The organism is Pseudoalteromonas sp. QJM3NY_22 (assembly GCF_056173065.1).
On the sequence record NZ_CM149655.1, the window covers coordinates 977,397 to 1,002,690 of the forward strand.

25 protein-coding genes are annotated in these 25,294 nt (G+C 38.6%); 16 read left to right on the forward strand and 9 right to left on the reverse strand.

Annotation, left to right across the window (positions count from 1 at the left end; genetic code table 11):
• Positions 1-14 precede the first annotated feature (14 nt).
• From AC0VZ4_RS04330 to AC0VZ4_RS04350, 5 genes are all read right to left on the reverse strand, one after another.
• Positions 15-3,269, reverse strand: coding sequence for an nSTAND1 domain-containing NTPase (locus AC0VZ4_RS04330; protein ID WP_475441010.1), 3,255 nt, complete (start codon positions 3,267-3,269; stop codon positions 15-17).
• Positions 3,270-3,444: 175 nt separating this feature from the next.
• Entirely contained in the window at positions 3,445-4,275 is an 831-nt protein-coding gene (locus AC0VZ4_RS04335; protein ID WP_475441011.1) for a mechanosensitive ion channel family protein, read from the reverse strand.
• 36 nt (positions 4,276-4,311) lie between these two features.
• Positions 4,312-5,055: an LrgB family protein gene (locus AC0VZ4_RS04340; protein WP_475441012.1), complete on the reverse strand. Its 744-nt coding sequence runs from the start codon at positions 5,053-5,055 to the stop codon at positions 4,312-4,314.
• A 4-nt stretch (positions 5,056-5,059) separates the two neighbouring features.
• The gene (locus AC0VZ4_RS04345) at positions 5,060-5,401 is read right to left on the reverse strand and encodes a CidA/LrgA family protein (protein ID WP_475441013.1); all 342 of its coding nucleotides are present in this window, start codon (positions 5,399-5,401) and stop codon (positions 5,060-5,062) included.
• 63 nt (positions 5,402-5,464) lie between these two features.
• Complete coding sequence (locus AC0VZ4_RS04350) at positions 5,465-6,256, reverse strand: crotonase/enoyl-CoA hydratase family protein (protein WP_475441014.1); 792 nt, start codon at positions 6,254-6,256, stop codon at positions 5,465-5,467.
• Positions 6,257-6,510: 254 nt separating this feature from the next.
• Here AC0VZ4_RS04350 and AC0VZ4_RS04355 point away from each other — a divergent pair, with 254 nt between their 5' ends.
• From AC0VZ4_RS04355 to AC0VZ4_RS04365, 3 genes are read left to right on the forward strand one after another with little or no spacing between them, the layout of a single operon-like run.
• Positions 6,511-6,831 carry an HI1450 family dsDNA-mimic protein gene (locus AC0VZ4_RS04355; protein ID WP_007377541.1) on the forward strand — a complete coding sequence of 107 codons (321 nt, stop codon included), beginning with the start codon at positions 6,511-6,513 and terminating at the stop codon, positions 6,829-6,831.
• Positions 6,832-6,878: 47 nt separating this feature from the next.
• Entirely contained in the window at positions 6,879-7,691 is an 813-nt protein-coding gene (locus AC0VZ4_RS04360; protein WP_475441015.1) for a DUF481 domain-containing protein, read from the forward strand.
• Positions 7,692-7,717: 26 nt separating this feature from the next.
• Positions 7,718-8,206, forward strand: coding sequence for a hypothetical protein (locus AC0VZ4_RS04365; protein ID WP_475441016.1), 489 nt, complete (start codon positions 7,718-7,720; stop codon positions 8,204-8,206).
• 41 nt (positions 8,207-8,247) lie between these two features.
• On the opposite strand, the gene AC0VZ4_RS04370 is transcribed toward AC0VZ4_RS04365, so the two are convergent.
• Together AC0VZ4_RS04370 and ygfZ are read right to left on the reverse strand one after the other, a co-directional pair.
• Positions 8,248-8,733, reverse strand: a complete 486-nt coding sequence (locus tag AC0VZ4_RS04370) for an FKBP-type peptidyl-prolyl cis-trans isomerase (RefSeq protein WP_007377538.1) — start codon at positions 8,731-8,733, stop codon at positions 8,248-8,250.
• A 12-nt stretch (positions 8,734-8,745) separates the two neighbouring features.
• Complete coding sequence (ygfZ, locus tag AC0VZ4_RS04375; protein ID WP_475441017.1) at positions 8,746-9,657, reverse strand: CAF17-like 4Fe-4S cluster assembly/insertion protein YgfZ; 912 nt, start codon at positions 9,655-9,657, stop codon at positions 8,746-8,748.
• A 164-nt stretch (positions 9,658-9,821) separates the two neighbouring features.
• Between ygfZ and AC0VZ4_RS04380 the strand changes: the two genes are divergently transcribed.
• Positions 9,822-10,073 carry an FAD assembly factor SdhE gene (locus tag AC0VZ4_RS04380; RefSeq protein WP_008134821.1) on the forward strand — a complete coding sequence of 84 codons (252 nt, stop codon included), beginning with the start codon at positions 9,822-9,824 and terminating at the stop codon, positions 10,071-10,073.
• Between the two features lie 55 nt (positions 10,074-10,128).
• Positions 10,129-10,485, forward strand: a complete 357-nt coding sequence (locus AC0VZ4_RS04385; protein WP_475441018.1) for a hypothetical protein — start codon at positions 10,129-10,131, stop codon at positions 10,483-10,485.
• On the opposite strand, the gene nadB is transcribed toward AC0VZ4_RS04385, so the two are convergent.
• Complete coding sequence (gene nadB / locus AC0VZ4_RS04390) at positions 10,460-12,070, reverse strand: L-aspartate oxidase (protein ID WP_008134820.1); 1,611 nt, start codon at positions 12,068-12,070, stop codon at positions 10,460-10,462. The two genes, AC0VZ4_RS04385 and nadB, sit on opposite strands and share 26 nt — an antisense overlap.
• A gap of 245 nt (positions 12,071-12,315) precedes the next feature.
• Here nadB and rpoE point away from each other — a divergent pair, with 245 nt between their 5' ends.
• The 10 genes from rpoE to pdxJ all read left to right on the forward strand — a co-directional run bounded on the left by rpoE (position 12,316) and on the right by pdxJ (position 21,023).
• Entirely contained in the window at positions 12,316-12,897 is a 582-nt protein-coding gene (gene rpoE / locus AC0VZ4_RS04395) for an RNA polymerase sigma factor RpoE (RefSeq protein WP_475441615.1), read from the forward strand.
• 1 nt (position 12,898) lies between these two features.
• Positions 12,899-13,513, forward strand: a complete 615-nt coding sequence (locus AC0VZ4_RS04400) for a sigma-E factor negative regulatory protein (protein WP_475441019.1) — start codon at positions 12,899-12,901, stop codon at positions 13,511-13,513.
• 4 nt (positions 13,514-13,517) lie between these two features.
• Positions 13,518-14,468: a MucB/RseB C-terminal domain-containing protein gene (locus AC0VZ4_RS04405; RefSeq protein WP_033040040.1), complete on the forward strand. Its 951-nt coding sequence runs from the start codon at positions 13,518-13,520 to the stop codon at positions 14,466-14,468.
• A 20-nt stretch (positions 14,469-14,488) separates the two neighbouring features.
• The gene (locus tag AC0VZ4_RS04410; RefSeq protein ID WP_475441020.1) at positions 14,489-14,938 is read left to right on the forward strand and encodes a SoxR reducing system RseC family protein; all 450 of its coding nucleotides are present in this window, start codon (positions 14,489-14,491) and stop codon (positions 14,936-14,938) included.
• A 276-nt stretch (positions 14,939-15,214) separates the two neighbouring features.
• Positions 15,215-17,002, forward strand: a complete 1,788-nt coding sequence (gene lepA, locus AC0VZ4_RS04415) for a translation elongation factor 4 (RefSeq protein WP_475441021.1) — start codon at positions 15,215-15,217, stop codon at positions 17,000-17,002.
• 16 nt (positions 17,003-17,018) lie between these two features.
• Positions 17,019-17,954 (forward strand): signal peptidase I, encoded by a 936-nt coding sequence (gene lepB, locus AC0VZ4_RS04420; RefSeq protein ID WP_475441022.1) that lies wholly within the window; start codon positions 17,019-17,021, stop codon positions 17,952-17,954.
• Between the two features lie 2 nt (positions 17,955-17,956).
• Positions 17,957-18,634, forward strand: coding sequence for a ribonuclease III (gene rnc / locus AC0VZ4_RS04425; RefSeq protein WP_007377527.1), 678 nt, complete (start codon positions 17,957-17,959; stop codon positions 18,632-18,634).
• Entirely contained in the window at positions 18,624-19,556 is a 933-nt protein-coding gene (gene era / locus AC0VZ4_RS04430) for a GTPase Era (protein WP_033028994.1), read from the forward strand. Before rnc ends, era begins: the two co-directional genes overlap by 11 nt.
• A gap of 20 nt (positions 19,557-19,576) precedes the next feature.
• On the forward strand, positions 19,577-20,269 hold the full coding sequence (gene recO / locus AC0VZ4_RS04435) for a DNA repair protein RecO (RefSeq protein ID WP_007377525.1): 693 nt from the start codon (positions 19,577-19,579) through the stop codon (positions 20,267-20,269).
• Between the two features lie 22 nt (positions 20,270-20,291).
• The gene (gene pdxJ / locus AC0VZ4_RS04440) at positions 20,292-21,023 is read left to right on the forward strand and encodes a pyridoxine 5'-phosphate synthase (RefSeq protein WP_007377524.1); all 732 of its coding nucleotides are present in this window, start codon (positions 20,292-20,294) and stop codon (positions 21,021-21,023) included.
• A 27-nt stretch (positions 21,024-21,050) separates the two neighbouring features.
• On the opposite strand, the gene barA is transcribed toward pdxJ, so the two are convergent.
• Positions 21,051-23,837 (reverse strand): two-component sensor histidine kinase BarA, encoded by a 2,787-nt coding sequence (gene barA / locus AC0VZ4_RS04445; protein WP_475441023.1) that lies wholly within the window; start codon positions 23,835-23,837, stop codon positions 21,051-21,053.
• A 124-nt stretch (positions 23,838-23,961) separates the two neighbouring features.
• Between barA and rlmD the strand changes: the two genes are divergently transcribed.
• The gene (rlmD, locus tag AC0VZ4_RS04450) at positions 23,962-25,287 is read left to right on the forward strand and encodes a 23S rRNA (uracil(1939)-C(5))-methyltransferase RlmD (RefSeq protein WP_475441024.1); all 1,326 of its coding nucleotides are present in this window, start codon (positions 23,962-23,964) and stop codon (positions 25,285-25,287) included.
• Positions 25,288-25,294 lie beyond the last annotated feature (7 nt).

Sequence of the window (25,294 nt, forward strand, 5' to 3'; positions counted from 1 at the left end):
TTTTGTATTCATGGTTATAGTTTGAAATTAGTAATACCTAGTTTTACTAAGTTTGCTTTTATTGCTGGTATTTCGTTTGCTCGATTTAAGCATGTGTACGCCTGTACCAGCGGATACGTTACTTGAACGCTTTGGTTTATTACTATAGTTTTGGCAATGGCTTGAAGCGCATTTAAGCAAAATTGCTCTCGCTGTTCATTCGTTGCAACTAATTTAGCTTTAAATAGGTTTATGTTTGTTAAAACTACGTTATCGCCAATTTTCATTTGCTTAGCTATGTACTGTTTATAGTCGTCGTCATTCTCAAGTGCGGTTAATAACTCTTGTGCCTTGAGCGGTAACTGTTTCTTAATAAAATAGTGAATAAGGCTTAATTGAGTATTAATTGTTAGATTATTTCTAAAGCCTCGAACTTTCAAAAAACCGATAATGTCGTTTACCCGAACGTCAATATTTTTATTAGGTGAAAGCATTAGCTGGTGGGCTAAAAAGCGATAATAAGCACGCTGAAAATATTTACTTTTTGGATCTTGCAATCGTGCGTCATTAACTATTTTTGTCGCTTGCTCCGCATATTTGTAGGCTGGTTGTTTGTTAGATAAATAGCTCAAAAGGTAACTTTGTTGAATATAAGTATTTGCAATAGCTTTGAATAAACTGGCATCATTAGGATATAACATTAGCATGTTTTTTAATTCATTCGATACATATATATATATTTCTAATGCTGCATTAAAGTTACCTAAGCTTTCTTCGGTTTTTGCAAGCCAGCTGATGGTGCCTGCTTTATCACGTAATAAGTTTTTATTATTAGGTTTAAGCTCAAGCGCTTTATTCTTAAGGGCAAGCGACTCAGTAAAGCGCTGTTTTGCTGCTGTATAATTAAATTGCTTTAAATACAATGAGCCCAATGAATTATGTGAATACGACAACTCCATAATAGAGTTAAAGTCATTCGGTGCTAATGAATACATTTTTTCGCTATATGAATGGTACTTTTTAAATAATGGCTCAGTGGCAGCGTAATCACTTTTGTCGTAACTAAGTTGACCTAACCAAAAGGCATTGGCACCCGCGAGGGTTAATAACTCAAGATTGTTGGGGCTATCTTTTAATAGTGACTCAAGGCGAATACGGGCGTTTTCAAAGGCGGTAAAGGCTTCATCGGTTTTACCCCGTGAATAAGCCACTTCACCCATCGCCTCAAGTGTTTGTGCGTATTGAAAACGGTTTTTAAATTGCGTTTTTTCATCGTTAAAGCTAAATAAAGAGTCGGGTTCTTCTGCTTGATTAGTAAAATATTCGAGCGCTTTATTACTTATTCCATCAAGTAAATCCATGCGTTTTACGCTACGTAATTTGTCGGCAAAATCGCCGACCATAAAACCGAGTAAACTTTCAGCTTCAAGTCGTTTTTGCTGCGCCTGCTGTTGCGCTTTAAAACTACTAAAGCTCATTAATAGTGCGGTAAATGTAAGCAAACAGAGTAAAAATATTGTGCCACGTTTTATGTTTGTTTTAGTTTTAGTGCTTTTAATGGAGCTTTTAATAAGTGCATGTTCGTTATCGTCAAACTTGAATACGTTATCGTCGAGTAGTGAAATAACTTCTTGCAGTGGCTTACCTGGCGCTAACAGGTAAGCGGCACTTTTGTGCTCGGCTAACCAGTGCTGAGTTTGATTTTGTAAGCGGCTTTTAACGCCAAGGGCCTCTTTATGTTCACTGATCCAGTTTTTTGCACGTGGCCATTGGCGTAATAACGCCTCGTGGGCAAGGCTAAAACAGGCTTCGCCATTTTGTAAGTGCGATACAAATAAGCGGCTTTCTACCATGGCCTGCACAAATTCTTTTTGGCTTTTATTATTTAATGTTTGCCAACGTGCTGCTCGGCTAGTGATAGTTTTACCGTCTGGATTAAGGGTCACTAATTGCGATAACACGCTGTTAAGTTGCAGCTGTTGTTCACTACTAAGGCCAATAAATACATCTTCGGCCTTTTTACCGATTGCGCCTTCAATGCCACCAAGTTGCGTGTAAACACTGTGCAGTAACTCGTTATTATCACTGCGCTGCAAATACAGTTCTTGCAGTGTGTATTGCAGCATGGGCAGTGCATCTGGATTATTGGCGGTATCGGCGCAGAGTATTTCATCCAGCGGGGTTTTAGTGTGTAGGTCTTGCGAAAACGTTAAATTAGCGGTTAAGGCTGGCAAGCGAATAATTTGTTGTAGTTCATGGCGATTTGGCGGGGTTAAATCGTAATGCGCGCCATGAGCTTTGCCCGCCATAAGGCTGGGTTGTTCAACTACTAAAGGGTAAAAATCGTTACGGCACGCACTAAATACAATCACCGCTTTAGAGGTCGCTAAACGCTCAATAACAGATAAAAAATGACTTCGGGTGTCGTTACTAAATAGCGGCGAGGAGAGTAGCACTTCCAAACGGTCTATAAACAAAAACAATTGCGGCGTTTTAAGTTGCGTAGCGGCTTTGTTAAGCGCTGCTTGTATGGTGTTAATTACGTCATCGATTGCGAATTGTAGTTGCTCTGCCAGTGTTTGTGCGCTTAATCCTTCAAATACGGGGTGAGTGTTTATATCCCAATCGAGTAGAGCACAGGCTAAATCTAAAAAAAGCCTATTTTGATGTACATCTGCAAAGTCGAGCTGGGTGTAGGAAACAACCCCAATGCCGTTATAGCCTCGCTCATCAAGTAGTTTTGGTAAAATACCGGCATTCACAAGTGATGATTTACCAGTACCGCTTGGGCCGAGTATTAAACAAAAAGCGCGACCAAAGTTAATTTGGATCGATACTCTACCGAGTAACGTTTCTATGGATTGATTACGGCCAAAAAATAAATGTGTATCGCTTGGGTTATAAGCGCTTAACCCTAAAAAGGGAGAGCCACCTTGCCAAGCTTTATTAGCGCTTGGTATGTCATCGGTGAGTGGAAAATCAAGTTTTGCAATAACGCGATAACCACGTTTACGGATAGTTTCTATGTAATGAGGCTCACTGGCTTTATCGCCGAGTGCTTTTCTGAGTTGAGTAATAGTTTTATGAAGTGGGTTATCGCCAACGTCGATATTTTTCCAGCAATGATCAAGTAATTCGTCACTTGTAACGATATCACCTTGTTGCTGACAAAGTCGTAACAGCACATCCATTGCTTTTGGCTCAAGTTGCTTTGTTTTACCTAGTCGCTGAATAGAGTTGGCTAAGGGCGTTATCTGCCAATCGCCTAAGTAAAATGGACTACGATTCATAATTACTCATTGTTATAATTATATGGTGAAACTAAATGGTGTCGGTTTGTACTACTTAACTCTTATATAATAAACAAAAAAATAAATAATGTATGCAATTTATAAAGCGTGTGACGATAAAATATAAAGCTAACGGGTAAAGTTAGCCTTTAAAGATTATAAAAGTGATAGTGCGTTAAAAATCACTTTTATTAATTGTTATTACGCGCTGCGGAAACGGAATTTCTATATTAGCGCTATTAATTGCTTTATAAACTCCGCCATTAATAGCGAGTTTAGTTTCAATAATTTTAGTTGTTGGTACCCAATAGCGATAACTAATGGTAACGCCACTGTCGGCAAAACGTTCAATACCGACTTGAGAGTCAGGATTTTTAGCGACTAACTCATTTGCATTTAAAACATTTTCAATGAGATTAATTGCGGTGTTGGAGCACGCGTTATACGCAATGTCGATTTCACCTTTTACTAATGAATAGCTAAACGAGTTATGCAGTATTTCGCCTACAATGTGTTTATTTGGAATGGTAATTTCTACTTTTTCTTCGTTAATTAAAATGGTGTAACCCAGTTCAATGGTTTTAACTTGGCCACTTACATTTTTAACTTCAATCGTATCGCCCACTACAAAGGGGCGTGTGGCAATAATTGCAAGCCCAGCACCATAGTTAGATAACATCCCTTGCAGCGCCAAACCAGCCCCTAAAGATGCAGCACCAATAGCCGCTACAAAGGGAGTAACACTTATACCGATTTTGCCAAGTGCGATAATTATAACCATAACAATTAGCAGTACTTTTACAACGCTACTGACAAAATTGGTGAGGGTGATGTCAACATTGTGACGCGTCATTATGCTTGCAACCACTTTGGCAAGCTTTTGTGCTAGCCACAAACCAATCAGTACTATAAAAACAGCGCCAACAATTTGCATACTGTAGGTCACTAAGTATTCGGTAAGCATGGTGTAGTATTTTTCAAACTGTTCTATTTCGGTGCTGATCATAGTGGGCTCTTTACACGGCAATATTATATTTGCCAACTATAGCAAAATGTTAACAAGAAAAGGATACAGCAAGGGAACTATTACAGCGGTTAGTAGTGCACTTAATGCCATTGCGACAGATGAAAAAGCCCCAATTTTTGGGTGCTCTGCAAGTGCTGCAGCGGTGCCTATTGCATGACAAGCGGTTCCCATTGCTACGCCTTGTGCTTCATGATTATATATTCCTATGAACTTTAGCAACATCATGGCAAATAAAGCCCCTAGTAAGCCAATAAAAATAACTAAAGCAGCAGCAAGCGAACTAATGCCCCCCAATGAGTCTGTAACAATAAGAGAAATTGGTGTTGTAACGCTTAGCGCGGCAACCGAGGCGCTCAATTGATCCGAAGCGTCAAATAATAAGCTAAGAACAAACGCCACACAGGTTGCGTTAATAATACCTAAGCTGCATGTAAGCACTATTAATAATAAGTTTTTACGTATATGAATAAACTGTTGATATAAAGGCAGGGCTAAAGCAACAATCGCGGGCTCTAATAACCAGCTTAGTAGTTTGCTGTTCGAGGCAAATTGCGTATAAGGCAAATTTAGATTAACGAGGAATAAAGCGATAATACTAATACTTAAAAATACGGGGTTGGTGAGCGATTTTAATACGCTGTTTTTTATACTTTGGTTTACGGCCCTTAGTGCTAAAAACAATATAATAATAAAAGGGATACTTAGCCACCATAAAGTAGGCTGTAGTTCTGAAATAGCGGAAAAAGTAAAATTAGTCATTATTTTATCTTCCCTTAAAGTACGCAATTACACTACTAACAAGCAATAAGGTAGTTATAGGAACTAGCAACACAACTGATGCTAAAAATGCCCAGTGCGATTTTATAAGGCCGAGATGTTCAATAAATCCCACACCAGCAGGAATGAAAAATATAGGCATAATATTTAAAATAGGGGAGGCGCATGGTTTTACATGTTGCTCTTTTACAATACCCGATAAGAGTAAAACTAATAAAATAACCATAGCGAGTAACGGTGCAGGAAAGCTTCCACCAATAAAGTGCATAATGAGTTTAGCGCAGGCTAAACATAGTAAAATAATAGCGCTACTGAGCAGATATTTCATCAAAGTGGCTCACAGAAAAGATAAGAGCTTAACTTTAACAAATCAAACTCTTTTATGCATTGTCTACCAGCGCTTTGTATTTGCGTAGGTTATGTCCGCTTTTCCTTTTGCTTTAGCAATTACTTTTTTAGTGTTTGGGTTTAGCAATAAGCGAATTTGGCTGAAGGTTTCTTTAGCGAGTATTTTTCGTTGGTTTGGTTTATAGCTAAGTTGTGTAACACGTTTAATAGCAGCAAGCGTATCGGGTGAGCGCTCGAGTAATGTATTGAGCATGTTTTGCGTGGCTTGTTGAGTATCATCGGTAAGCTGAGTAACCAAACCTAGCTCATTTGCTTGTTGTGCTGTGATTGGGTTTGCGTGGCTTGCAAGCCAAAGTGCTTGGTCACGCTTAACTAAACCGCTCATCATTACATTTGCGCCCATATCGGGGCACAGCCCCCAGCGTGCTTCCATAATGGCAAGCTTGGCATCAACATGAACAATCCTGTAATCGGCACCTAGTGCTATTTGTAATCCCCCTCCTAAACAGTTGCCATCAATTTGTGCAATAACAGGAACGCTTAGTGACTGCCAGCCTAATACTACTTTTTGCGCTAAGTTTTGATTGCCAGGTAACCATTTGAGCAATAATTTTATAATATTCAATGGTGCCGCCATGACAGCTGATATATCAAGGCCTGCACAAAAATGCTCGCCATCGCCTTTTATTACTACAGCACGAATACTGCGATCTCTTTTTATGCTTTTAATGGCTTTGTTTAACTCTACAAACATTTGAAAGCTTAATGCGTTTTGCTTTCTTGCTCTACTAAGCGTGACGGTAGCAATGCCAAGTTGTTTTTCTAGTTTTATCATTACACACTCCTCTGACCTGTTACTTGAGCTTATGTTGTTAAGTTAACTAAGTAAAGAGAGAAAGTTTTTACACAAAAAATGAATTAATTGAGTAATTCAAAGTCTTATATTGTTGATCTTGCTAATAACAATATAAATATTTCGAAATGAGTGCAGCGATGATAAAAAAGTAAGGTATTTAAGCGTTTTTTTATCTATATAGATGCTAGTTTTGTTATTATGATGTCACTTAAAAGCTTAGAGGTTAATCACTCATGTCTGGCCCACGTTTACACACGATAGAAGAAGCAACTCATCAAGCCTATGATATTTTTTTAGAGCTAGCGCCAAATAACTTGAGCGATAAAGATGTTGAAGACTTTAATCAATACCGAGAAGATCTTGGCTTTATTGAAGAAGATGAGCCAGATGACCAATGGCAAGATTTTGTGGCACTTGAAATTGAGCCAGAGCACTTTATTCAAGTGTTAGTCGGTTTAGAATTTGAAAATGAAGATGCCTTATTTGCAAAAATTTTAATTAGTCGTGATAAAGACGCGCCGTTTTGTCATATTTTATGGAAAGAAAGTGAATAAGCCCATATGGCTTGTTTGTTTATAATTGTTTGCAAGAGAGCGTATTTGTGCGTAAGTATTTATTTTTAATTCTCTTATTGATTAGTAGCCCAAGCTGGGCTGTTGATCCTTTTGAAGATTTTCATGAATATGGACAGCTTTCGGATGAAGAGAACCATGAGTTACACAAAGGTGAAATGCTTTATGGGGATACTGAGTTTGGCTTTATTCTTAGCAAAGGCAACGCTAATTCGACCAGTTTTAAGCTCAAAGGTAATTTATATCAAGACTTTGAGAAGTGGCGTAATCAATTCAAAATAGACTCCCTTTATAAGCGCGATGAAAACGATGAAACAGGCGACAGCGATGTAACAGCTAATCGTGTGTTTGTCTCTGCACAGGGTAATTATAAAGTGGGTGTGAAAAACTCATCCTTTTTTATTTACGGCGATTACGAAGAAGATGAATTTAGCGGCTTAGATTTTAAAAGCACAATCGCAACCGGTTACGGTACTCGTGTATATCAAGGTGCTAAAAACAAAGTTGATATTGATGTAGGACCCGGTTTATATCGCTCCGTTGCTGATGAAGAGTCAGATGTAAGTGAGGATGATATAAATAAAACGGGTTATTTAGTCAGAGTTGCAATGCAATGGGAGCGTTTGGTTTCTAAGCGAACTCGTTTTAATCAAGATGTCAGTGTAGAGCAATCGCTTTCGGGTCTTAATTCTCGCTTTAAATCAGAAACAGCATTAATAAGCCAAGTCATTGGTGCTGTATCACTTAAGTTTGCGTATATGTACCGTTATAATTCAAAACCCGAGGATGATAAACTTAAGTTTGATTCAGAGCTTAGTGCAACCTTGGTTTATAACTTTTAAGTATTTATTTAATTTTAGAGAGTGTTATGTATCAGCATAAGCAGTATGCGGTGTTCATTTTTTTTGTATTAGCATGGATAGGCGGATTTGTTGCACTAGCGTGGAACTTATTAGGTGCAGATGGACCTTTAATGATATTTACTGGTATTTTAGTGCTGGTGGGCTTTTTGTTTCATGGCTTAACAGTAAAAGTTGATGATAATAAAATAAGTTGGGCGTTTGGGCCTGGTGTTGCTGGGCAAAGTATTTTGCTTAGCGAGATTACTGAAGTAAAAGCAGTACAAAATTCATATCGCCATGGTATAGGTATCCGTATTACTCACGATGGTTGGGTGTATACAGTATCTGGTTTTAGTGCAATACAGCTAACGCTTAAGGATGGCACTATGTATCGTGTAGGTACAAACGATCAAAAAGGTTTACTAGCCGCATTGAAAGAAAATAAAGTATCAATAGCACTTCCTAGTAAGACAAAAAGAGAAACTGAAGTGGTTAAGCGCAACAATATGATATAAAAAAAGCGCCTTAGGCGCTTTTTTATCTGCTGTATACAATATTAGTGGTCGTGGCCACACCCACCTTCGCCATGTACGTGGCCGTGAGTTAATTCGTCTTGTGTTGCATCACGCACTTCTAGAATTTCTACATCAAAGTTAAGTGTTATACCTGAAAGCGGGTTATTACCATCTACAATCACTTCTTCATCTTGAATGTCGATGATCATTACTGATTGGTCGCCATCATCTGTTGATGCACGAAATTGCATACCAACTTCAATTTCCATACCTTCAAACATTGATTTAGGTACCGCTTGCATTAGGTTGTCGTGGCGCTCGCCGTAACCTTCTTCAGGTTCAACCTTTACGCTAAGCGTGTCGCCTGGTTGCTTGCCCAGCAAAGCATTTTCTAGGCCTGAAATTAAATAGCCTGTGCCAATGATAAAGTGTAGTGGCTCACCACCGAACGAGTTATCAATGCTATTGCCATCATTATCCATTACCGAATAATGCATTTTTACCACTTTGTTTGCCGCAACGATCATAGTCATTCCTATTTATTCATCTTCAAGAGAGTAGGGTAGAGGCAGAATGCTTAGCTCCACCTGAGGTGTGTGTTTTGCACGAAGTACCTGAGTTACATCAGTATCGTTTGGCAACACAACGAGGCCTGTTAGTTTATTTGTTTGCTCATCAAAATTTTGCGTTATAAGTTTACCCGCACGGCGCCAGTTTTCGCCTAACTGGGTTTCCAGATCAAGCTCTGAAAGTAGCCCTTCGCTTTGTCCTGAAACGATATACATTGCGCGTTTATTCTTACCAAGGTATTTCATACGGGCCACAGTTTCTTGACCTGTATAACATCCTTTTTTAAAGCTAATGCCACCAATAGCTTGTAGGTTAACCATCTGCGGAACATATTCCCCAATAGCTTCACTACTTAATTGTGGTTCGCCGGCTAAAATTGCTGCTTGTTTCCAGGGCGCATCGTTATCAAGAGTCGATATATTATCAGGAATACTAAATTGGCTATCAACCATCAATAACACGCGATTATCTGCTAACTTTAATGCTTTACCATAACTAAAGTCGCACGCAGTAGCATCGTCTTCAAATGTTATACTAAGCTGAGCAAGTACGTCTGTTAAGTCATCGCCGATTAAGCCAATTAAACGCTCAGAGGAGACATTTATATCGACCTTTGCAAATACAGCGTATTTTTTAAGTTCAACTAACGACTTTCCTACTTCGGCTGCGCTGCCTGTAAGGTAATAGTTATCTTGATGAGAAAATAATTTAAATACACCCCAGAGCTTTCCTTTTGCACTGCAATGGCCAGTCCATAAATAGTTACTGCTGGTTAATTTATTGAGATCTTGAGTAATTTGCCCGTGCAAATAAGATAATTTATCAACACCGCTAAGGCTAATAAGTTGATGAGATAACGGACATGCATAAACGCTCGACATAAAAACCTTCTTTGCAATATAAATGAGGTGACATAATAACGCAGTTGTTACGTATGGTACAGACAAGCGCTAATTGGCGTGGATTATTATTTTAATCGGCGATTAATAGCTGATAAGTTGACACGCATTTGTTAAACTCGAGTCAATTAAGTATGAGGTTTAAAATGGTTGAAATTCATAGTAAAGCACGTATTCGTTGGGCTTGCCGTCGTGGCATGTTAGAGCTAGATGTTTTGTTTATGCCGTTTGTAGAAGAAGCATACGACTCTTTGAGCACAGAGCAGCAAGCTATCTTTCAGCGTTTGCTAACAGAAGAAGACCCTGATTTATTTGCATGGTTTATGGGGCATCAAGAGTGTAAAGATGAGCAGTTAAATACAATGGTTTCACTTATTTTAGATAGAGTTCGTGTATAGATTTACAGTTACAGATAATAAAGCAGACCATAAACCAGTTGTGGTCTTTTTTTGTATGCTGACTTTGATATTATGCTTATTTTTAAGTTCTGTACTGGCAATGCTTTTTTGTGTTGTAGTAAATACAGTGGCTGGATTATTTGTTTGGCGAAAAGTTTTAGCTGCTCACCCGATACGGGGAGTTGTTATTTTAGAGCCAAACCTATTTAGATTTGAAAGTCAGTCGCTAAAAATTCAAGGTGAAATAAGTACTCAAAGTCGCATACTTGGTAGCAGTGTATGGCTTTATATTAAAGGCTTTAGTAAAAACCATTGGCTAATTATTTCAGCCAATGGAGTTAACGAACAAAGCTATGCTCGATTAAAACGTGCAACACTTAGCGCTATTAGTGGCGCTGCGGGGTCAAAATAGTTGGTGTTGGATTTTCGTTTTGCTCAGGGTAATCAATAGTGTAATGAAGGCCACGGCTTTCTTTGCGTTCCATTGCACTTCTAATGATTAATTCAGCTACTTGCACTAAATTACGTAGCTCCAACAAATTATTACTGACTCTAAAATTAGCATAGTAGTCATGTATTTCTTGCTGTAATAGTTCAACTCGATGCAGTGCACGCTCTAAACGCTTAGTTGATCGAACAATACCAACGTAATCCCACATGAATAATCGTAGTTCATGCCAGTTATGGGTAATTACAATTTCTTCATCGGAGTTACTAACTCGGCTTTCATCCCAATATGGAAGTGCTATAGGCTCTGGCGCATGCTCTATTTTACTTAAAATATCTTTTGCAGCAGCATGGGCAAACACAATACATTCAAGTAATGAGTTACTAGCCATGCGATTTGCACCGTGAAGGCCTGTATAAGCTACTTCACCCACAGCGTATAAATTATCTAAATCGGTTTTTCCGTTAAAATCGGTCATTACACCGCCGCAAGTATAGTGGGCAGCGGGGACAACTGGGATTGCTTCTTTGGTTATATCAAGTCCTACACTTAAGCATTTCGCATAAATAGTAGGAAAGTGCTCAATAATAAAATCTTTATCTTTGTGGCTAATATCTAGGTAAACACAGTTTGCGCCGAGGCGTTTCATTTCAAAATCGATTGCGCGTGCAACAATATCGCGTGGAGCAAGTTCTTCACGCTCATCAAAGTCTTTCATAAAGCGAGTGCCGTCAGGGCGTTTTAAATAAGCGCCTTCACCACGCATAGCTTCAGTAATTAAGAAGTTTTGTAATTCAGGGTGATATAAACTTGTTGGATGAAACTGATTAAATTCCATATTAGCCACTTTACAGCCCGCCCGCCACGCCATTGCAATACCATCGCCACTTGATACGTCAGGATTTGAGGTGTACAAATACACTTTACTTGCCCCACCGGTCGCCAGAGCAACAAATTTTGCCGAAATGGTTTCTACCTTTTTAGCTTTTTTGTTCCACACATACATACCGTGAATATGCGAAGCTGTTTTTTCGGTATTTTTATCAGTAATTAAATCAATTGCGTTGTATTGCTCTAAAAGTGTAATATTTTTATGCGCTTTTACTTGGCTTATTAATGTGGTTTGTACTGCTTTGCCAGTCGCATCAGCTGCATGCAAAATACGACGATGGCTATGACCGCCTTCGCGCGTTAAATGAAATCGCTCTTTGCCTTTACTATCAAATTCCATATCAAAAGGCACGCCTTGATCAATTAACCATTGCAGGCAATCATGGGCGTTGCTTGCAGTGTAATGGACAGCTTCTCTGTTGCATAAGCCGCCGCCAGCATCGAGTGTATCCTCTACATGGGATTCAATGCTGTCATTTTGTTTATCAAATACAGCAGCTATACCGCCTTGAGCATATAATGTAGAGCCTTCTGTCAGAGCCCCTTTACTAATTACGGTAACGTTACAAAAATTAGCTAAAGATAAAGCTAGTGATAAGCCTGCTGCGCCGCTACCGATAATAGCGACATCAGCAATGTGGTGTTTATTTTGGTTCATGTCAGAGGTACTTTGCGGTTACAATGCTCGTATAGAGCAATATTTGTTTTCAATATCTGTAGTTGTATCATATTTGTCATATTACTACGTAGTGATTTTAATAGCCTAACGCTGTTATTTATGAACTATTTTATAAAAAATAATATTAAACAGAACTTTTTATTCATGTAGAGGTCAGAGTATTTGTGAACAATAGCGACACTATGAATAACAAGCAAAAATCAGACATAGGAGTACCGGCTCGAATGAGCGAGCAGGAATTAGATTTAGCGCTAGTAAAAAGGGTTCAGCAGGGTGATAAAAACGCCTTCAATCTATTAGTAAAGAAGTATCAAAATAAAATTGCAGGTTTGATATCACGTTATGTATCAAACCAAGGTGATATTGCAGATGTAGCACAAGAAGCATTTATAAAAGCTTATCGTGCACTTCCAAACTTTAGAGGTGATAGTGCCTTTTATACTTGGTTATACCGTATTGCCGTTAATTGTGCTAAAAATTACTTAGTAGCACAGGGCCGTAAACCGCCAGCAAATGATATCGACGCCGAAGAAGCAGAATTTTATGACTGTGCGGATTCGATGCGTTCAAATGCATCCCCTGAAAGTCTACTTTTAAGCGAAGAAGTACGCGCTGTTATTTTTAATACGATTGATAGTTTGCCTGAAGATCTTAAAACTGCGATAACCCTAAGAGAAATCGAAGGGATGAGCTATGAAGAAATAGCAGTGGTCATGGATTGCCCTGTCGGGACGGTGCGTTCGCGTATCTTTCGTGCCCGTGAAGCAATTGATAACAAATTAAACCCATTAATAGGCGAGTCTTAGTATGACGAAAGCACACCTTAACAAGTTAGATAACGAAGTGTTATCGGCATTACTTGATGGCGAACAACATCTAACTGATGCAAAAATTGCAGAGCAAGATGTAACCACGTTTGGCCGTTACGCGTTAATTGGTGATGCAATGCGTGCTCAAAAAAATAATAATGACATACATATTGATATTAGCGATCGCGTTGCATTAGCATTAGAAAGCGAGCCTGTTTATGCTGACTTCAACCAGCCAAACACAGAGCCTCAAGCAGCCACTGAAACTGTAAAAAATAATGTAGTTGCTTTTAATTGGCGCAAACCTGTTGCCCAACTAGCGATTGCAGCAAGTGTGGCAATGTTTGCTATTGTGGGCGTTAATACACTTCCGCAAAGTAACAATCAGCAGCAAAGCGAAATCCCTTTACTGCAAACTACCCCTTTAACAGGTATGGCTTCGCCAGTAAGTTACTCATCTGAGCCAGCGCTTGAAAATGCTGAACAAGGCTTACGTGAATTGCAACAACAACGTATTGGCGCATTAGTTTTAGAGCATCAACGGCAAGCACGTGTTGCTAACTCGCTTAAAACAGCGCAAAATAGTATAAAAGCGCAAGAGGAAAAAAACTAATTAAATGAAAGTAATCACTTTTATTCTGTCGTTGGTAGTTAGCTTTACTGCATTTGCCAACGATATAAATCCTGCTAAAGATTTATTACTTAAAATGGCTAATGCCGTACATAACCGTAATTTTGATGCTTCATTTGTGGTTGTTAAGGGTAAAACAATGGAACCATATCGTTGGGTCCATGCCAAACAAGGCGACACAGAGCTTGAGCATTTAAGTTTACTCAATGGCGCAGGCCTTGAAATGGTTCGTGTTAATAATCAAGTCACTTATTTTGAACCGCAGTCAGAGCCATACTCTCTTAAAACTGATTCGATTGCTGGCCCCATTCCTGAAGTGTTATTTAAAGACATTGAGCGTTTGAGCGCACATTATGATTTTGTAATGGGTGGTAAAGGACGCATTGCAGGGCGTGCGGCTCAATTAGTTCGAATTGAATCCAAAGATGAATTCAAATATAACTACTGGATTTGGCTTGATATGGAGTCGTCTTTACTTTTAAAAGCAGCGTACGTGAACCACGAAGGTGAGGCGCTTGAACAGCTACAGCTAACTCATGTTAGTGTTACTGAACAGCCTGCTAGTATGCTGTTGGAAGTACTCAATCGTAACTTTCCAACGCCTCTACCAGAAAGTGATTTAGGTGGTGCAGAGAATACAGCAAAGAATTGGAATATAAACTGGTTACCTAATGGCTTTGAATTATTAAAATCTGACAGGCATAAACTCGATTTAAATAATGAGTTAACAGACTATTATTTATTTTCTGATGGTTTTGTTGAGATCTCTATATTTATACAGCGACCTTTACCAGGTAAGCGTTTAAGCGGTGCATTAACATCTGGTGCAACGACGGTATATGTGCATAATGGCGGTAATTTTGATGTATCGGTTGTTGGTAATGTACCTAGTATGACCGCAAAAGCAATTGCAGAGTCAGTTACCCGCGCACTATAGACGATTCCGTAAGGATTGTTATGATTGAACAAACCCTCACAGTTGTGGCCCTTGATGGCCACATTGCTTATTTAGAAGCACAGCAAAAACAAGCTTGTGAAGGCTGCAATGGTCGTTGCGGCTCACAAGTATTTAGCAAATTATTTGGCACCGCAAAAAAAACCTTTCCATATAGATTCGACTTACCAGTCGAGGTCGGTCAAAAAGTTACTTTGTCACTTGATGATAGCCTCGTTGTTAAACATGCTTTTGCTGTATATATGTTACCTTTATTTTTAAGCCTAACGTTTGCACTTATTGCTTCTGAGTTACTTTTAATGGCTGAAGGCTGGCAAATCTTAGCGGCGGCTTTAGGTGGCATTGCTGGATTTTTTATTGCTAAAACTCGTGTTAAATCACTTAGGCACGATATAAAAGTAATAAAAATTCATCCAATTAGTATCCCTTTAACTCAAATAGATGGTGATTGACGCCAATTAAATGTAAAATTGCCGTTTTATACCAAAGTAACTTGGAAATACAGGGAATCGTGGTTTTTTAAATTATTTTATCTGACTGACTTATTTAAGTTTATTAAGCATAACTTATTGTTATTCATTAAATAAAATTATTATAAACGCATCTTAAAAAGCGTGAGTTAAGTCTGTAATTTACAAACTGAGCTTATGGCATCCTAAAGCAAGTATTTTCAAGTCACTTAGGTATTCATATTTAGTCCATTAAAATAGAAGTATAGAATCCAGTTTATGAAGCATATCCGTAATTTTTCGATCATCGCCCATATTGACCATGGTAAATCGACCCTTTCAGATCGTTTGATCCAAGTTTGTGGCGGTTTAACCGACCGTGAAATGCAAAAACAAGTTTTGGATTCAATGGATATTGAGCGCGAACGTGGTATTACCATTAAAGCGCAAAGTGTAACGTTGAATTACAAAGCAAACGATGGCGAAACTTATCAACTTAATTTCATTGATACTCCAGGACACGTTGATTTTACGTATGAAGTGTCGCGTTCTTTAGCTGCATGTGAAGGTGCACTACTCGTTGTTGATGCAGGCCAAGGCGTTGAAGCACAAACACTAGCTAACTGTTACACCGCTATTGAAATGGAATTAGAAGTAATTCCAGTACTTAATAAAATCGATTTACCGCAAGCAGACCCTTTACGTGTTGCAGAAGAAATTGAAGAGATTATTGGTATTGATGCCCTAGATGCTGTGCAGTGTAGTGCTAAAACAGGCGTAGGTATTGCTGAAGTACTTGAAATGATTGTTAAAGATGTTCCGCCACCAGTAGGCGCCAAAGATGCACCTTTACAAGCACTTATTATCGATTCTTGGTTTGACCCATACCAAGGTGTTGTATCACTAGTGCGTATTAAGCACGGTGAATTACGCACTGGCGACAAAATCAAAATAATGTCGAACGAGCATATACATACTGCCGACCAAGTGGGTGTGTTTACACCTAAGCAAACCAACACCGGTATTTTAAGAACAGGTGAAGTAGGGTTTGTTATTGCTGGCATTAAAGAGATACATGGTGCGCCAGTAGGTGACACTATTACTCATCAAAAAAATGCAGCTCCACTTCGCTTACCTGGTTTTCAAAAAATTAAGCCTCAGGTTTATGCGGGTATGTTCCCAATTGCATCAGATGAGTATGAATCATTCCGTGATGCACTTAATAAATTAAGCTTAAACGATGCGTCATTATTCTTTGAACCAGAGAATTCAACTGCACTAGGCTTTGGTTTCCGCTGTGGCTTTTTAGGCATGCTACACATGGAAATCATTCAAGAGCGTTTAGAGCGTGAATACGATATTGATTTAATTACTACGGCACCTACGGTAATCTACGAGATAGTTACCAAAGAAGGTACATTCCAGATTGATAACCCATCTGATTTACCTGCGGTAAACGATATTGTAGAAATTCGTGAGCCGATTGTTGAAGCTAATATTTTGGTACCACAAGAATACTTAGGTAATGTTATTACTTTGTGTATTGAAAAACGTGGTAGCCAAACAAAAATGACTTATCACGGAAAGCAAGTAGCTGTTACATACGAGCTGCCTATGGCTGAAGTAGTAATGGACTTTTTTGATAAATTAAAATCTACAAGTCGTGGTTTTGCATCACTGGATTATAATTTTAAACACTTCCAAACATCAGACATGGTGCGTGTTGATATTTTGATCAACAGTGAGCGTGTTGATGCGCTTGCGATTATTGTTCACAGAGATGGTGCACAATCTCGTGGTCGTCAGTTAGCTGATGCATTGAAAGAACTTATTCCACGTCAAATGTTTGATATTGCGATTCAAGCAGCGATTGGACAGCATGTTATTGCACGTACCACAGTCAAGCAATTACGTAAAAACGTAATCGCTAAGTGTTATGGCGGTGATGTGAGTCGTAAGAAAAAATTACTTAAAAAGCAAAAAGATGGTAAAAAACGAATGAAGCAAGTAGGTAATGTTGAAGTGCCTCAAGAAGCGTTTTTAGCTATTTTAAAAGTTGGTAAATAAAAACAAAGGATTATAAATGGCTGGTTATTTTTCAATTTTATTGGTGCTATTAACTTTGGGCTCAGGCTTAATATGGTTAATAGATCACTTACTGTATGCACCTAAAAGACAGGCGCGCTTAGCGATAGCGCAAACGTCGGCAGGCGCTCCGTTAGATGACGAAACAGCAGCATTAATAGCACCAGAACCAGTAATAACAGAAACGGCAAAGTCGATTTTTCCGATGATTGCTGCAATTACTATTTTTAGATCATTTATTTTTGAACCGTTTCAAATTCCATCGGGTTCAATGATGCCTACGCTGCTAGTTGGTGATTTTATTTTAGTGCAAAAGTACTCATATGGAATAAAAGACCCTGTTTGGCGTACCCAATTAGTTGATATGGGTGAACCTGAACGTGGTGATATTGTTGTTTTTAAATACCCGTTAGATGAAAAAGTTGACTATATTAAACGTACAATAGGTTTACCTGGCGATAAAGTTGTTTATCGTGATAAACGTTTATATATTCAGCCAAATTGTAAAGAAGGCGAAACCCAGCAGGGTGAGCTTTTATGTAATGAATTCAATAAAATTGATTTTAAATTAATTAATGATAATGAATTTAAACAAGGCCCAATGCCTCTAGCTCGCGTAAATGAAAATTTAACAACAGTTACGCATGATATTTTAATCAACCCACAAGCGCCTGAAAGAAAAGGGCGTTATTACCAGCAACCGGGCACGCCTTCTGATGAATGGATTGTTCCTGCTGATCATTATTTTATGATGGGTGATAACCGCGACAACAGCCAAGATGGTCGCTTTTGGGGCTTTGTACCAAAAGAAAACTTGGTGGGTAAAGCTGTCTTTATATGGATGAGTTTTGAATTTGAGAATGGCCCTGATGATATTTTACCAGGATGGGTTCCAACTGGTGTTCGTTTTGAGCGCCTAGGTAATATTCAGTAACAATGAAAAAAAATGTAACAGAATTATATGACAAAATTGGCTATGTATTTACTGATCAAGGTTTACTTGAGCAGGCAATGACGCACCGCAGCCACAAAGGTCAACATAATGAGCGACTAGAATTTTTAGGTGACTCTATTTTGAGCTTTGTGATTGCTAATGCACTTTATGCCAAATTCCCTAAAGCGCGTGAAGGTGATTTAAGCCGTATGCGCTCAACACTTGTACGAGGTCAAACTCTTGCCGAGTTTGGTCTTGAATTTGGCTTGGGCGATTATTTACGCTTAGGTCCGGGTGAGCTTAAAAGTGGCGGATTCCGTCGTGAGTCAACGCTTGCCGATGCAGTAGAAGCTATTATTGGTGCTGCATTTTTAGATTCAGGTATCGACCGCTGTGGCGAGCTTATATTAGCGTGGTATGAATCTCGCTTGGATGCTATTTCACCAGGGCTTAATCAAAAAGATCCGAAGACCCTGCTGCAAGAGCATCTACAAGGCCGTAAGTTGCCTCTTCCAGGTTACACTGTGGTTGATACTAAAGGCCAGGCACACAATCAAACATTCACGGTTGAATGTATTGTTGATGGAATGGATAGCATAATTTCTGTTGGTAGCTCACGCCGCAAGGCTGAACAAAAAGCTGCCGAAAAAGCATTGAAGATAATTAAAAATGAATCTTGATACCCTAATACAGCCTCGTGAAGGTGATGTAGATACGTTTTGTGGCATGGTCGCAATTGTAGGACGTCCAAATGTTGGTAAATCGACTTTACTCAATGAGATCATTGAGCAAAAAGTAAGTATTACCTCACGTAAACCACAAACAACGCGCCATCGTATTATGGGTATTCATACCGAAGGTAAACATCAAGCTGTTTACATCGATACGCCAGGACTACACGTTGAAGAAAAGCGTGCTATTAACCGCTTAATGAACCGTGCAGCGTCTAGCTCAATCGGTGATGTAGAGCTTATTATATTTGTAGTTGAAGGCACTCACTGGAATGCTGATGACGACATGGTACTGAACAAAGTATCGCAAAGTGGTAAGCCGGTATTATTGGTTATTAATAAAATAGACCAAGTTAAAGACCGCGATCTTGTATTGCCTCATATGAAGTGGTTAGGCGATAAGTTTGATTTTGTTGGTATTATGCCTGTGTCTGCAAAACAGGGAAAAAATATAGACTTAATCAAAGCTGAAGTAACTAAGCGCTTACAACCGTGTGAGTTTTATTTTCCGGATGATTACGTCACTGACCGCTCAATGCGCTTTATGGCGGCTGAAGTTATCCGTGAAAAATTAATGCGCTTCATGGGTGAAGAATTACCGTATTCTGTTACTGTTGAAATTGAACAGTTTAAATGGCAAGACAACGGTATTTGGCATATCAACGGATTAATTCTTGTTGAGCGCGAAACACAAAAACGCATGGTTATTGGTAATAAAGGCGAAAAGCTAAAAACCATTGGCCGTGAAGCCCGTAAAGACATAGAGGAAATGCTTGATAACAAAGTATTTTTAGAGCTTTGGGTGAAAGTTAAATCTGGTTGGGCTGATGATGAACGAGCACTACGAAGCTTAGGTTATGGTGAAGACTAAACCAATAATTAGTATTATCTATGGATAGCGACTTCTACACTGCTTATTTATTGCATCGACGTCCTTACAGTGACTCGCAAGTAATGCTTGATATGCTTGTAGAAGGCGTTGGGCAACTTAGAATGATTGCACGCATTAGTGGCCGCCAGGCCACTAAACATAAAGCTCAGTTACAACCTTTTCAACCACTACTTGTCCATTACAGTGGTAAATACGATCTAAAATACATCAATAAGTTTGAGCTACATGGCACACCACTTTTTTTAAAAGGTGATGAGCTTTATTGTGGCTTTTATTTAAATGAATTAACTAACCGAATAGTGCCTATTAATGAACCTATAGAACAGGTTTTTCATCTTTATAAAACGCATTTAGAAAACCTAAACAGTGGGGCTAATTTACAAGCTGTGCTTCGCTCATACGAGTTTCAATTATTAGAGCTACTTGGCTATGGCGTCGATTTTAGTTTTGATGCCAGTGGTGAACCAATAGACGAGACGCAAACGTATAGTTACTTTCCTGAGTTTGGTTTTTTAGTGCAAGAAGATACGCGTTCTGGCTTTAGCGGTTTACAACTAAATGCGATAGCAAATCATGACTTTAGCCAAACTGATGTGTTATATATGGCAAAACAATTAAGTCGATATTTATTAAAGCCTTTGTTAGGTAATAAGCCATTAAAGAGCCGTGAGCTTTTTAGTGCTTCTCAATAATCGTAATTTTACAGGTAAAATAATGAAAGATATTCTTTTGGGTGTAAACGTTGATCATATTGCAACGCTTCGCCAAGCGCGTGGAACTACATATCCAGACCCTGCTCATGCAGCCAGTGTTGCTGAGCACGCAGGCGCCGACGGCATTACAATTCACTTACGTGAAGATCGTCGCCATATTCAAGACCGCGACGTTTACGTGATGGCTAAAACGATTCAAACACGTATGAATCTTGAAACAGCTGTTACCGATGAAATGATAAAAATAGCGCTTGAAGTAAAACCTGAGTACGTGTGTTTAGTACCTGAAAAGCGCGAAGAATTAACAACCGAAGGTGGCTTAGACGTAGCCGGTAATATAGATAAAATTAAAGCCGCAACAAAAACGCTTACTGACGCAGGCATTAAAGTATCGTTATTTATTGATGCAGATAAAGTGCAATTAGATGCAGCCAAAGAATGTGGTGCTCCTTATGTAGAGATACACACAGGCGCGTATGCTGATGCAACAAATGATACCGATTTACACAAAGAGTTAGAGCACATTCGTGAAGGTGTTAAATACGCAGCGAGTTTGGGGCTGATTGTTAACGCGGGACATGGACTTCATTATCATAATGTAAAACCGATTGCAGCAATGCCAGAAATTTACGAGCTTAATATAGGTCATGCTATCATTGCTCGCGCCGCGATTGATGGATTGGAAAAAGCAGTCCGCGATATGAAACGCCTAATGCTTGAAGCACGAACTTAAGTTATTTTAGTTAAAAAGACACGCTTATTATAGCGTGTCAATTTCAGATTTTTCAGCTGATTTTGAATCGAGAAGTAAGCTTTCAAGTTCATCTTGTAGCTCAAAAAGCTCTGGTTCTATACTCTCAAGTATACATTCGCTCTTAAGTGATGTTTCGATGGTCTCTGCCAATGACTTAAGTCTTGGTACACCTGTGTAACAACACGCTCCATGGAACTTGTGGACAATGCTTAGCACTTGTTTACAACTGGTATCATCAATTGCTTTTGCAAGTAAGCTAAGTGTTTCAGGTATGCTTGATAACAGCATATTGAGCATTTCAAGAGCAAGCTCATTTTTACCACCAGCACGTTGCAGTGCTAATGCCCAATCTATACGATTACTTTCGAAAGGAGCAGGGCTTTGTGGTACTTCATTTTTGGTTTTATCACGATTAACAGGTGTCTGCGGGCTATGTTCGCTGATTATCTGTTTCAACATGTCTTCATCAATAGGCTTGGTTAGGTAACCTTTAAAGCCATCTTTAAGTAGCTGCTCTTTTTCGCTATTCAGTGCATGAGCAGTTACTGCAATGATTGGTGTATCTTCGTTTAGAGATGACTCTTGAATAAGTTTACATGCAGTAATACCGTCCATAATTGGCATTTGTATATCCATAAAGATAACATCATATTTATGGCTTTTACTTAAACTATAAGCCTGTGAGCCGTTATGAGCGGTTTCTATTACTTCAATCTGTTCACTTAATAAAGTATGGAGAAGCTTTAAATTAGCATCGTTATCATCAACGACAAGTACTTTAAGTGGAAGTAACTGGTGCTCATTCCGCTCAATATTATGAACAGGGTGGTCTAGTCTGTATGGTGCTGCAAGTACTTCACACAGTTTTCGGTGGTTAAGTGGTTTACTTAAACACGCATCAGCACCACTGCCTATAAACGCTTCTCGCATATTGTGCGAAACTGTATTTAACATTAAATATAAGTAGTCAGTCGATTCGCGAACTGATTTTACATAGCTTTTTAATTGCTGCATATCATCAACAGAAGCCATGTGACCTATTAAGCAAATATCGTATTTATGCTCTTTATTTGTTATAGCGTCTAAAAAACTGGTTTCGTTAAAGCAGGCTGTAACTGATGTTTGCCACTGTGTTAATAACGATAGAACAGCGTGATGAGTATGCTCATGCGGTTCTAAATATAAAATACGTTTACCAATGAGAGATTTACTCGGTAAATCGTTGGTAAATACGTGATTCGGTAATCTAAATATACTGTTGAATGTGAAACACGTGCCGTTACCAGGTGCTGAGTTGAGTGTTATTCGGCCATTCATTGCTTCAACAATATGTTTGGTAATGATAAGCCCCAAGCCCGTGCCACCGAATTTTCGAGTAATACTCGAATCAGCTTGGCCAAATGGGGTAAACAGTGAGTCTTGTTTATTCATAGGAATACCAACACCCGTATCAGTTACTGAAACTAATAGAGAAGCACGCTCTTCATCAAGTAATCGGTAACTTACATCTACTTTTATAGAGCCTTTTTCAGTAAATTTTATAGCGTTACTTAATAAGTTTATAAGTATTTGTTTAAAACGAGTTGGATCGCCAGTTAAGTCATCAGGGACTTGTTGATTAATATAAATAGATAACTCAAGTTGCTTATCATGAGCACTCGGAGCGAGCAATGTCATTACTTCGTTTATGGCATCCCTAAGTTGAAACTGAATTGATTCAAGTTCCATTGCACCGGCTTCTAATTTAGAAAAATCTAAAATATCACTAATAATCGTCATCAGGCTATTTGCAGAAAGTTCAATTGTGTCTAAATAGTCTTTTTGGTGTTTATTTAGTGGTGTTTTATAAAGTTGTCGTGTAAAACCAATCACCCCATTTAAAGGGGTACGTAGTTCGTGACTCATTTTAGCTAAAAAATCAGACTTAACTCTGTTGGCATCTTGCGCTTCTTTTTTTGCCATCGTGAGCTGGATATTTTGAGTTTCGTACTGCTCTAATGTTTCACGATAATCACTGGTTGCTTGATCGATGTTTTTTTGCATTTCATCTTTTTGCATTACCATTGTATGGGCTATCGTATTTAAACCTTCCCGCAATAGTTCAAACTCACCGATCATGGTATCAGTTAGTCCCGTATTTCTTTTTCCTTCAACCAACTTGTCGGTGGCAAGTACGAGTTTATTAAGCGGCGTCATAAACATACGACTAAGTCTTAATGCTAAAATAGCGGCAAACACCAAAGATAGAATAATAACAATACCGCTTATTAATAGCGCACGTTGTTGGCCTATTACAGCTTGATCTTTATTTAGCTGTAAAATAACTGTGCCTAAAGGTGATTGTAATTGAGTCGGTTCCCATTTCAAATCTTGGCTAGTGTGATTAAAAATGGGGGTAAAAAACGTGACGAGTTCATCTGACTTTTGCACTTGAGTAGTATTTAAGTTTTGCATTGCTTTTTGATTAATTAACTTATCAAAAGAGCGATGATAATTACTGGTCATGATGAGCTGATTATTATCATCAAAAATGGCAATCGATTTTACTGTGGGTGAGTGCTTATTATGGGTATAGCTAATTAGTCGATTAAGCAGTTGTTTGTTTTTTTCTTGTAGTGGTTGTTCAAGCGCAATTGCTAAAGGCTCTGAAATAGTAGTCCCTTGTTGATATAAAATTTCATCAAGCTCAATGTAACGATTTATTGTAAAATACCCACCAAGTAACAATCCAATGATCACCGTCGGGATCAGGGTCAGTGTTAAAACAGAATCGCGTAAGCCTAATTTGGTCATAATGGAAGCATTTTTATCATTATTAGCATCCTTTGAGTATATACGGATCAACACCTATTCTCAAAGCATCTACCATCGTTGAAGATCAATTGTTTTAACCAATAATTATTTAAGGTAATGCCAAATGGCACAAATTTTTAAAGCTAAAAAACAGCCGCTACAAAAAAAGTCAGTGGTACTTGATATAACAGCAATGGATCATCAAGGGCGTGGTATAGCTAAACATAATAATAAAGTGTGTTTTGTTAGTGGTGCTTTACCTAACGAACAAGTTAAAGCAACAATAATCGATGATAAAGCCCGCTACAGTAGCGCGGCAACGCAAAAGATTATTAAAGCAAGTGATGCACGCGTAACCCCTTTTTGTGAACATTATAATCACTGCGGTGGCTGTCAATTACAGCATTTAGAGACAAGCCAACAAGTCATCGAAAAACAAACGGCGGTTAACCAGTTATTTGAAAAGTTCGCCAAACAAAAAAACTTAAATTGGGAGGCGCCATTATTAAGTAAGTCAACGCATTACAGGCGCAGCGCCCGTATTGCTGTTATGTTTGATAAAGCGGCTAAAAAAATACGCGTGGGTTATAGGGCGAGTGGTTCTAAAAATATTGTTAGTATTAACCAGTGTGCGGTATTGAGTGAAGCATTCGCAGATGTATTTACACTTTTTGATAGTTTAATTAATCAACATAAGTCGCTGCACAGTATAAGTCATCTGCAATTGTGTGAAAGCGACGAGCACAGCTTTGTTGTTATTCGTCATACAAAAACAATCCCCGACGAGTTTAAAATATTAGTCGAGCAGGCTACTGCAAGTCATAAATATGAGATTGTATGGCAAAGTGAAAGTGACGTGATTGAACATTCACACTTTGCGATGCCGTATTATTATTTAAAAGAATTTGATCTTAAGTTTGAATTTGGTTTAGGTAATTTTATCCAAGTAAACGCGAAAGTTAATCAAGCTATGCTAAAGCAATCCGCAGACTGGCTTAATTTAAATGGCGATGAAAGCGTATTAGATTTATTTTGCGGCATTGGTAACTTTTCACTAGTGTTGGCAAAACAAGTAAAAACAGTTATTGGCGTAGAAGGTGTTACTTCAGCGGTTGCAATGGCGGCTCAAAATGCGCAAACTAACTCTATTACCAACGCCGAGTTTTATTGCTTTGATTTAACGCAAAAAATACAAAATGCGCCGTGGTTTAGTAAAGATTTAGATGTATTAGTGTTAGACCCATCTCGTACTGGTGCAATGGCTGTTTTAGAGCAACTATCTTTAAAGCAGTTTAAAACAATTTTATATGTCTCTTGCGACCCTGTTACTTTAGCCCGTGACAGCGCTATTATTTCGCAAGCAGGCTTTGAGCTTAATAAAATAGGGCTAATGAATATGTTTCCTCATACAGGACATATCGAAACAATGGCGTTATTTCAACGGAGGTAAAGCGCAT

Bases quoted from the DNA above. Each gene is read 5' to 3' on its own strand.
- rlmD (WP_475441024.1), top strand. From the start codon at position 23,962: ATGGCACAAATTTTTAAAGCTAAAAAACAGCCGCTACAAAAAAAGTCA.
- barA (WP_475441023.1), bottom strand. From the start codon at position 23,837: ATGACCAAATTAGGCTTACGCGATTCTGTTTTAACACTGACCCTGATC.
- recO (WP_007377525.1), top strand. From the start codon at position 19,577: ATGGATAGCGACTTCTACACTGCTTATTTATTGCATCGACGTCCTTAC.
- pdxJ (WP_007377524.1), top strand. From the start codon at position 20,292: ATGAAAGATATTCTTTTGGGTGTAAACGTTGATCATATTGCAACGCTT.
- AC0VZ4_RS04345 (WP_475441013.1), bottom strand. From the start codon at position 5,401: ATGAAATATCTGCTCAGTAGCGCTATTATTTTACTATGTTTAGCCTGC.
- AC0VZ4_RS04330 (WP_475441010.1), bottom strand. From the start codon at position 3,269: ATGAATCGTAGTCCATTTTACTTAGGCGATTGGCAGATAACGCCCTTA.
- AC0VZ4_RS04355 (WP_007377541.1), top strand. From the start codon at position 6,511: ATGTCTGGCCCACGTTTACACACGATAGAAGAAGCAACTCATCAAGCC.
- AC0VZ4_RS04370 (WP_007377538.1), bottom strand. From the start codon at position 8,733: ATGATCGTTGCGGCAAACAAAGTGGTAAAAATGCATTATTCGGTAATG.
- ygfZ (WP_475441017.1), bottom strand. From the start codon at position 9,657: ATGTCGAGCGTTTATGCATGTCCGTTATCTCATCAACTTATTAGCCTT.
- lepB (WP_475441022.1), top strand. From the start codon at position 17,019: ATGGCTGGTTATTTTTCAATTTTATTGGTGCTATTAACTTTGGGCTCA.
- AC0VZ4_RS04385 (WP_475441018.1), top strand. From the start codon at position 10,129: ATGCTGACTTTGATATTATGCTTATTTTTAAGTTCTGTACTGGCAATG.
- nadB (WP_008134820.1), bottom strand. From the start codon at position 12,070: ATGAACCAAAATAAACACCACATTGCTGATGTCGCTATTATCGGTAGC.
- AC0VZ4_RS04380 (WP_008134821.1), top strand. From the start codon at position 9,822: ATGGTTGAAATTCATAGTAAAGCACGTATTCGTTGGGCTTGCCGTCGT.
- rpoE (WP_475441615.1), top strand. From the start codon at position 12,316: ATGAGCGAGCAGGAATTAGATTTAGCGCTAGTAAAAAGGGTTCAGCAG.
- AC0VZ4_RS04405 (WP_033040040.1), top strand. From the start codon at position 13,518: ATGAAAGTAATCACTTTTATTCTGTCGTTGGTAGTTAGCTTTACTGCA.
- AC0VZ4_RS04335 (WP_475441011.1), bottom strand. From the start codon at position 4,275: ATGATCAGCACCGAAATAGAACAGTTTGAAAAATACTACACCATGCTT.
- rnc (WP_007377527.1), top strand. From the start codon at position 17,957: ATGAAAAAAAATGTAACAGAATTATATGACAAAATTGGCTATGTATTT.
- AC0VZ4_RS04340 (WP_475441012.1), bottom strand. From the start codon at position 5,055: ATGACTAATTTTACTTTTTCCGCTATTTCAGAACTACAGCCTACTTTA.
- AC0VZ4_RS04365 (WP_475441016.1), top strand. From the start codon at position 7,718: ATGTATCAGCATAAGCAGTATGCGGTGTTCATTTTTTTTGTATTAGCA.
- lepA (WP_475441021.1), top strand. From the start codon at position 15,215: ATGAAGCATATCCGTAATTTTTCGATCATCGCCCATATTGACCATGGT.
- AC0VZ4_RS04410 (WP_475441020.1), top strand. From the start codon at position 14,489: ATGATTGAACAAACCCTCACAGTTGTGGCCCTTGATGGCCACATTGCT.
- AC0VZ4_RS04400 (WP_475441019.1), top strand. From the start codon at position 12,899: ATGACGAAAGCACACCTTAACAAGTTAGATAACGAAGTGTTATCGGCA.
- AC0VZ4_RS04350 (WP_475441014.1), bottom strand. From the start codon at position 6,256: ATGATAAAACTAGAAAAACAACTTGGCATTGCTACCGTCACGCTTAGT.
- era (WP_033028994.1), top strand. From the start codon at position 18,624: ATGAATCTTGATACCCTAATACAGCCTCGTGAAGGTGATGTAGATACG.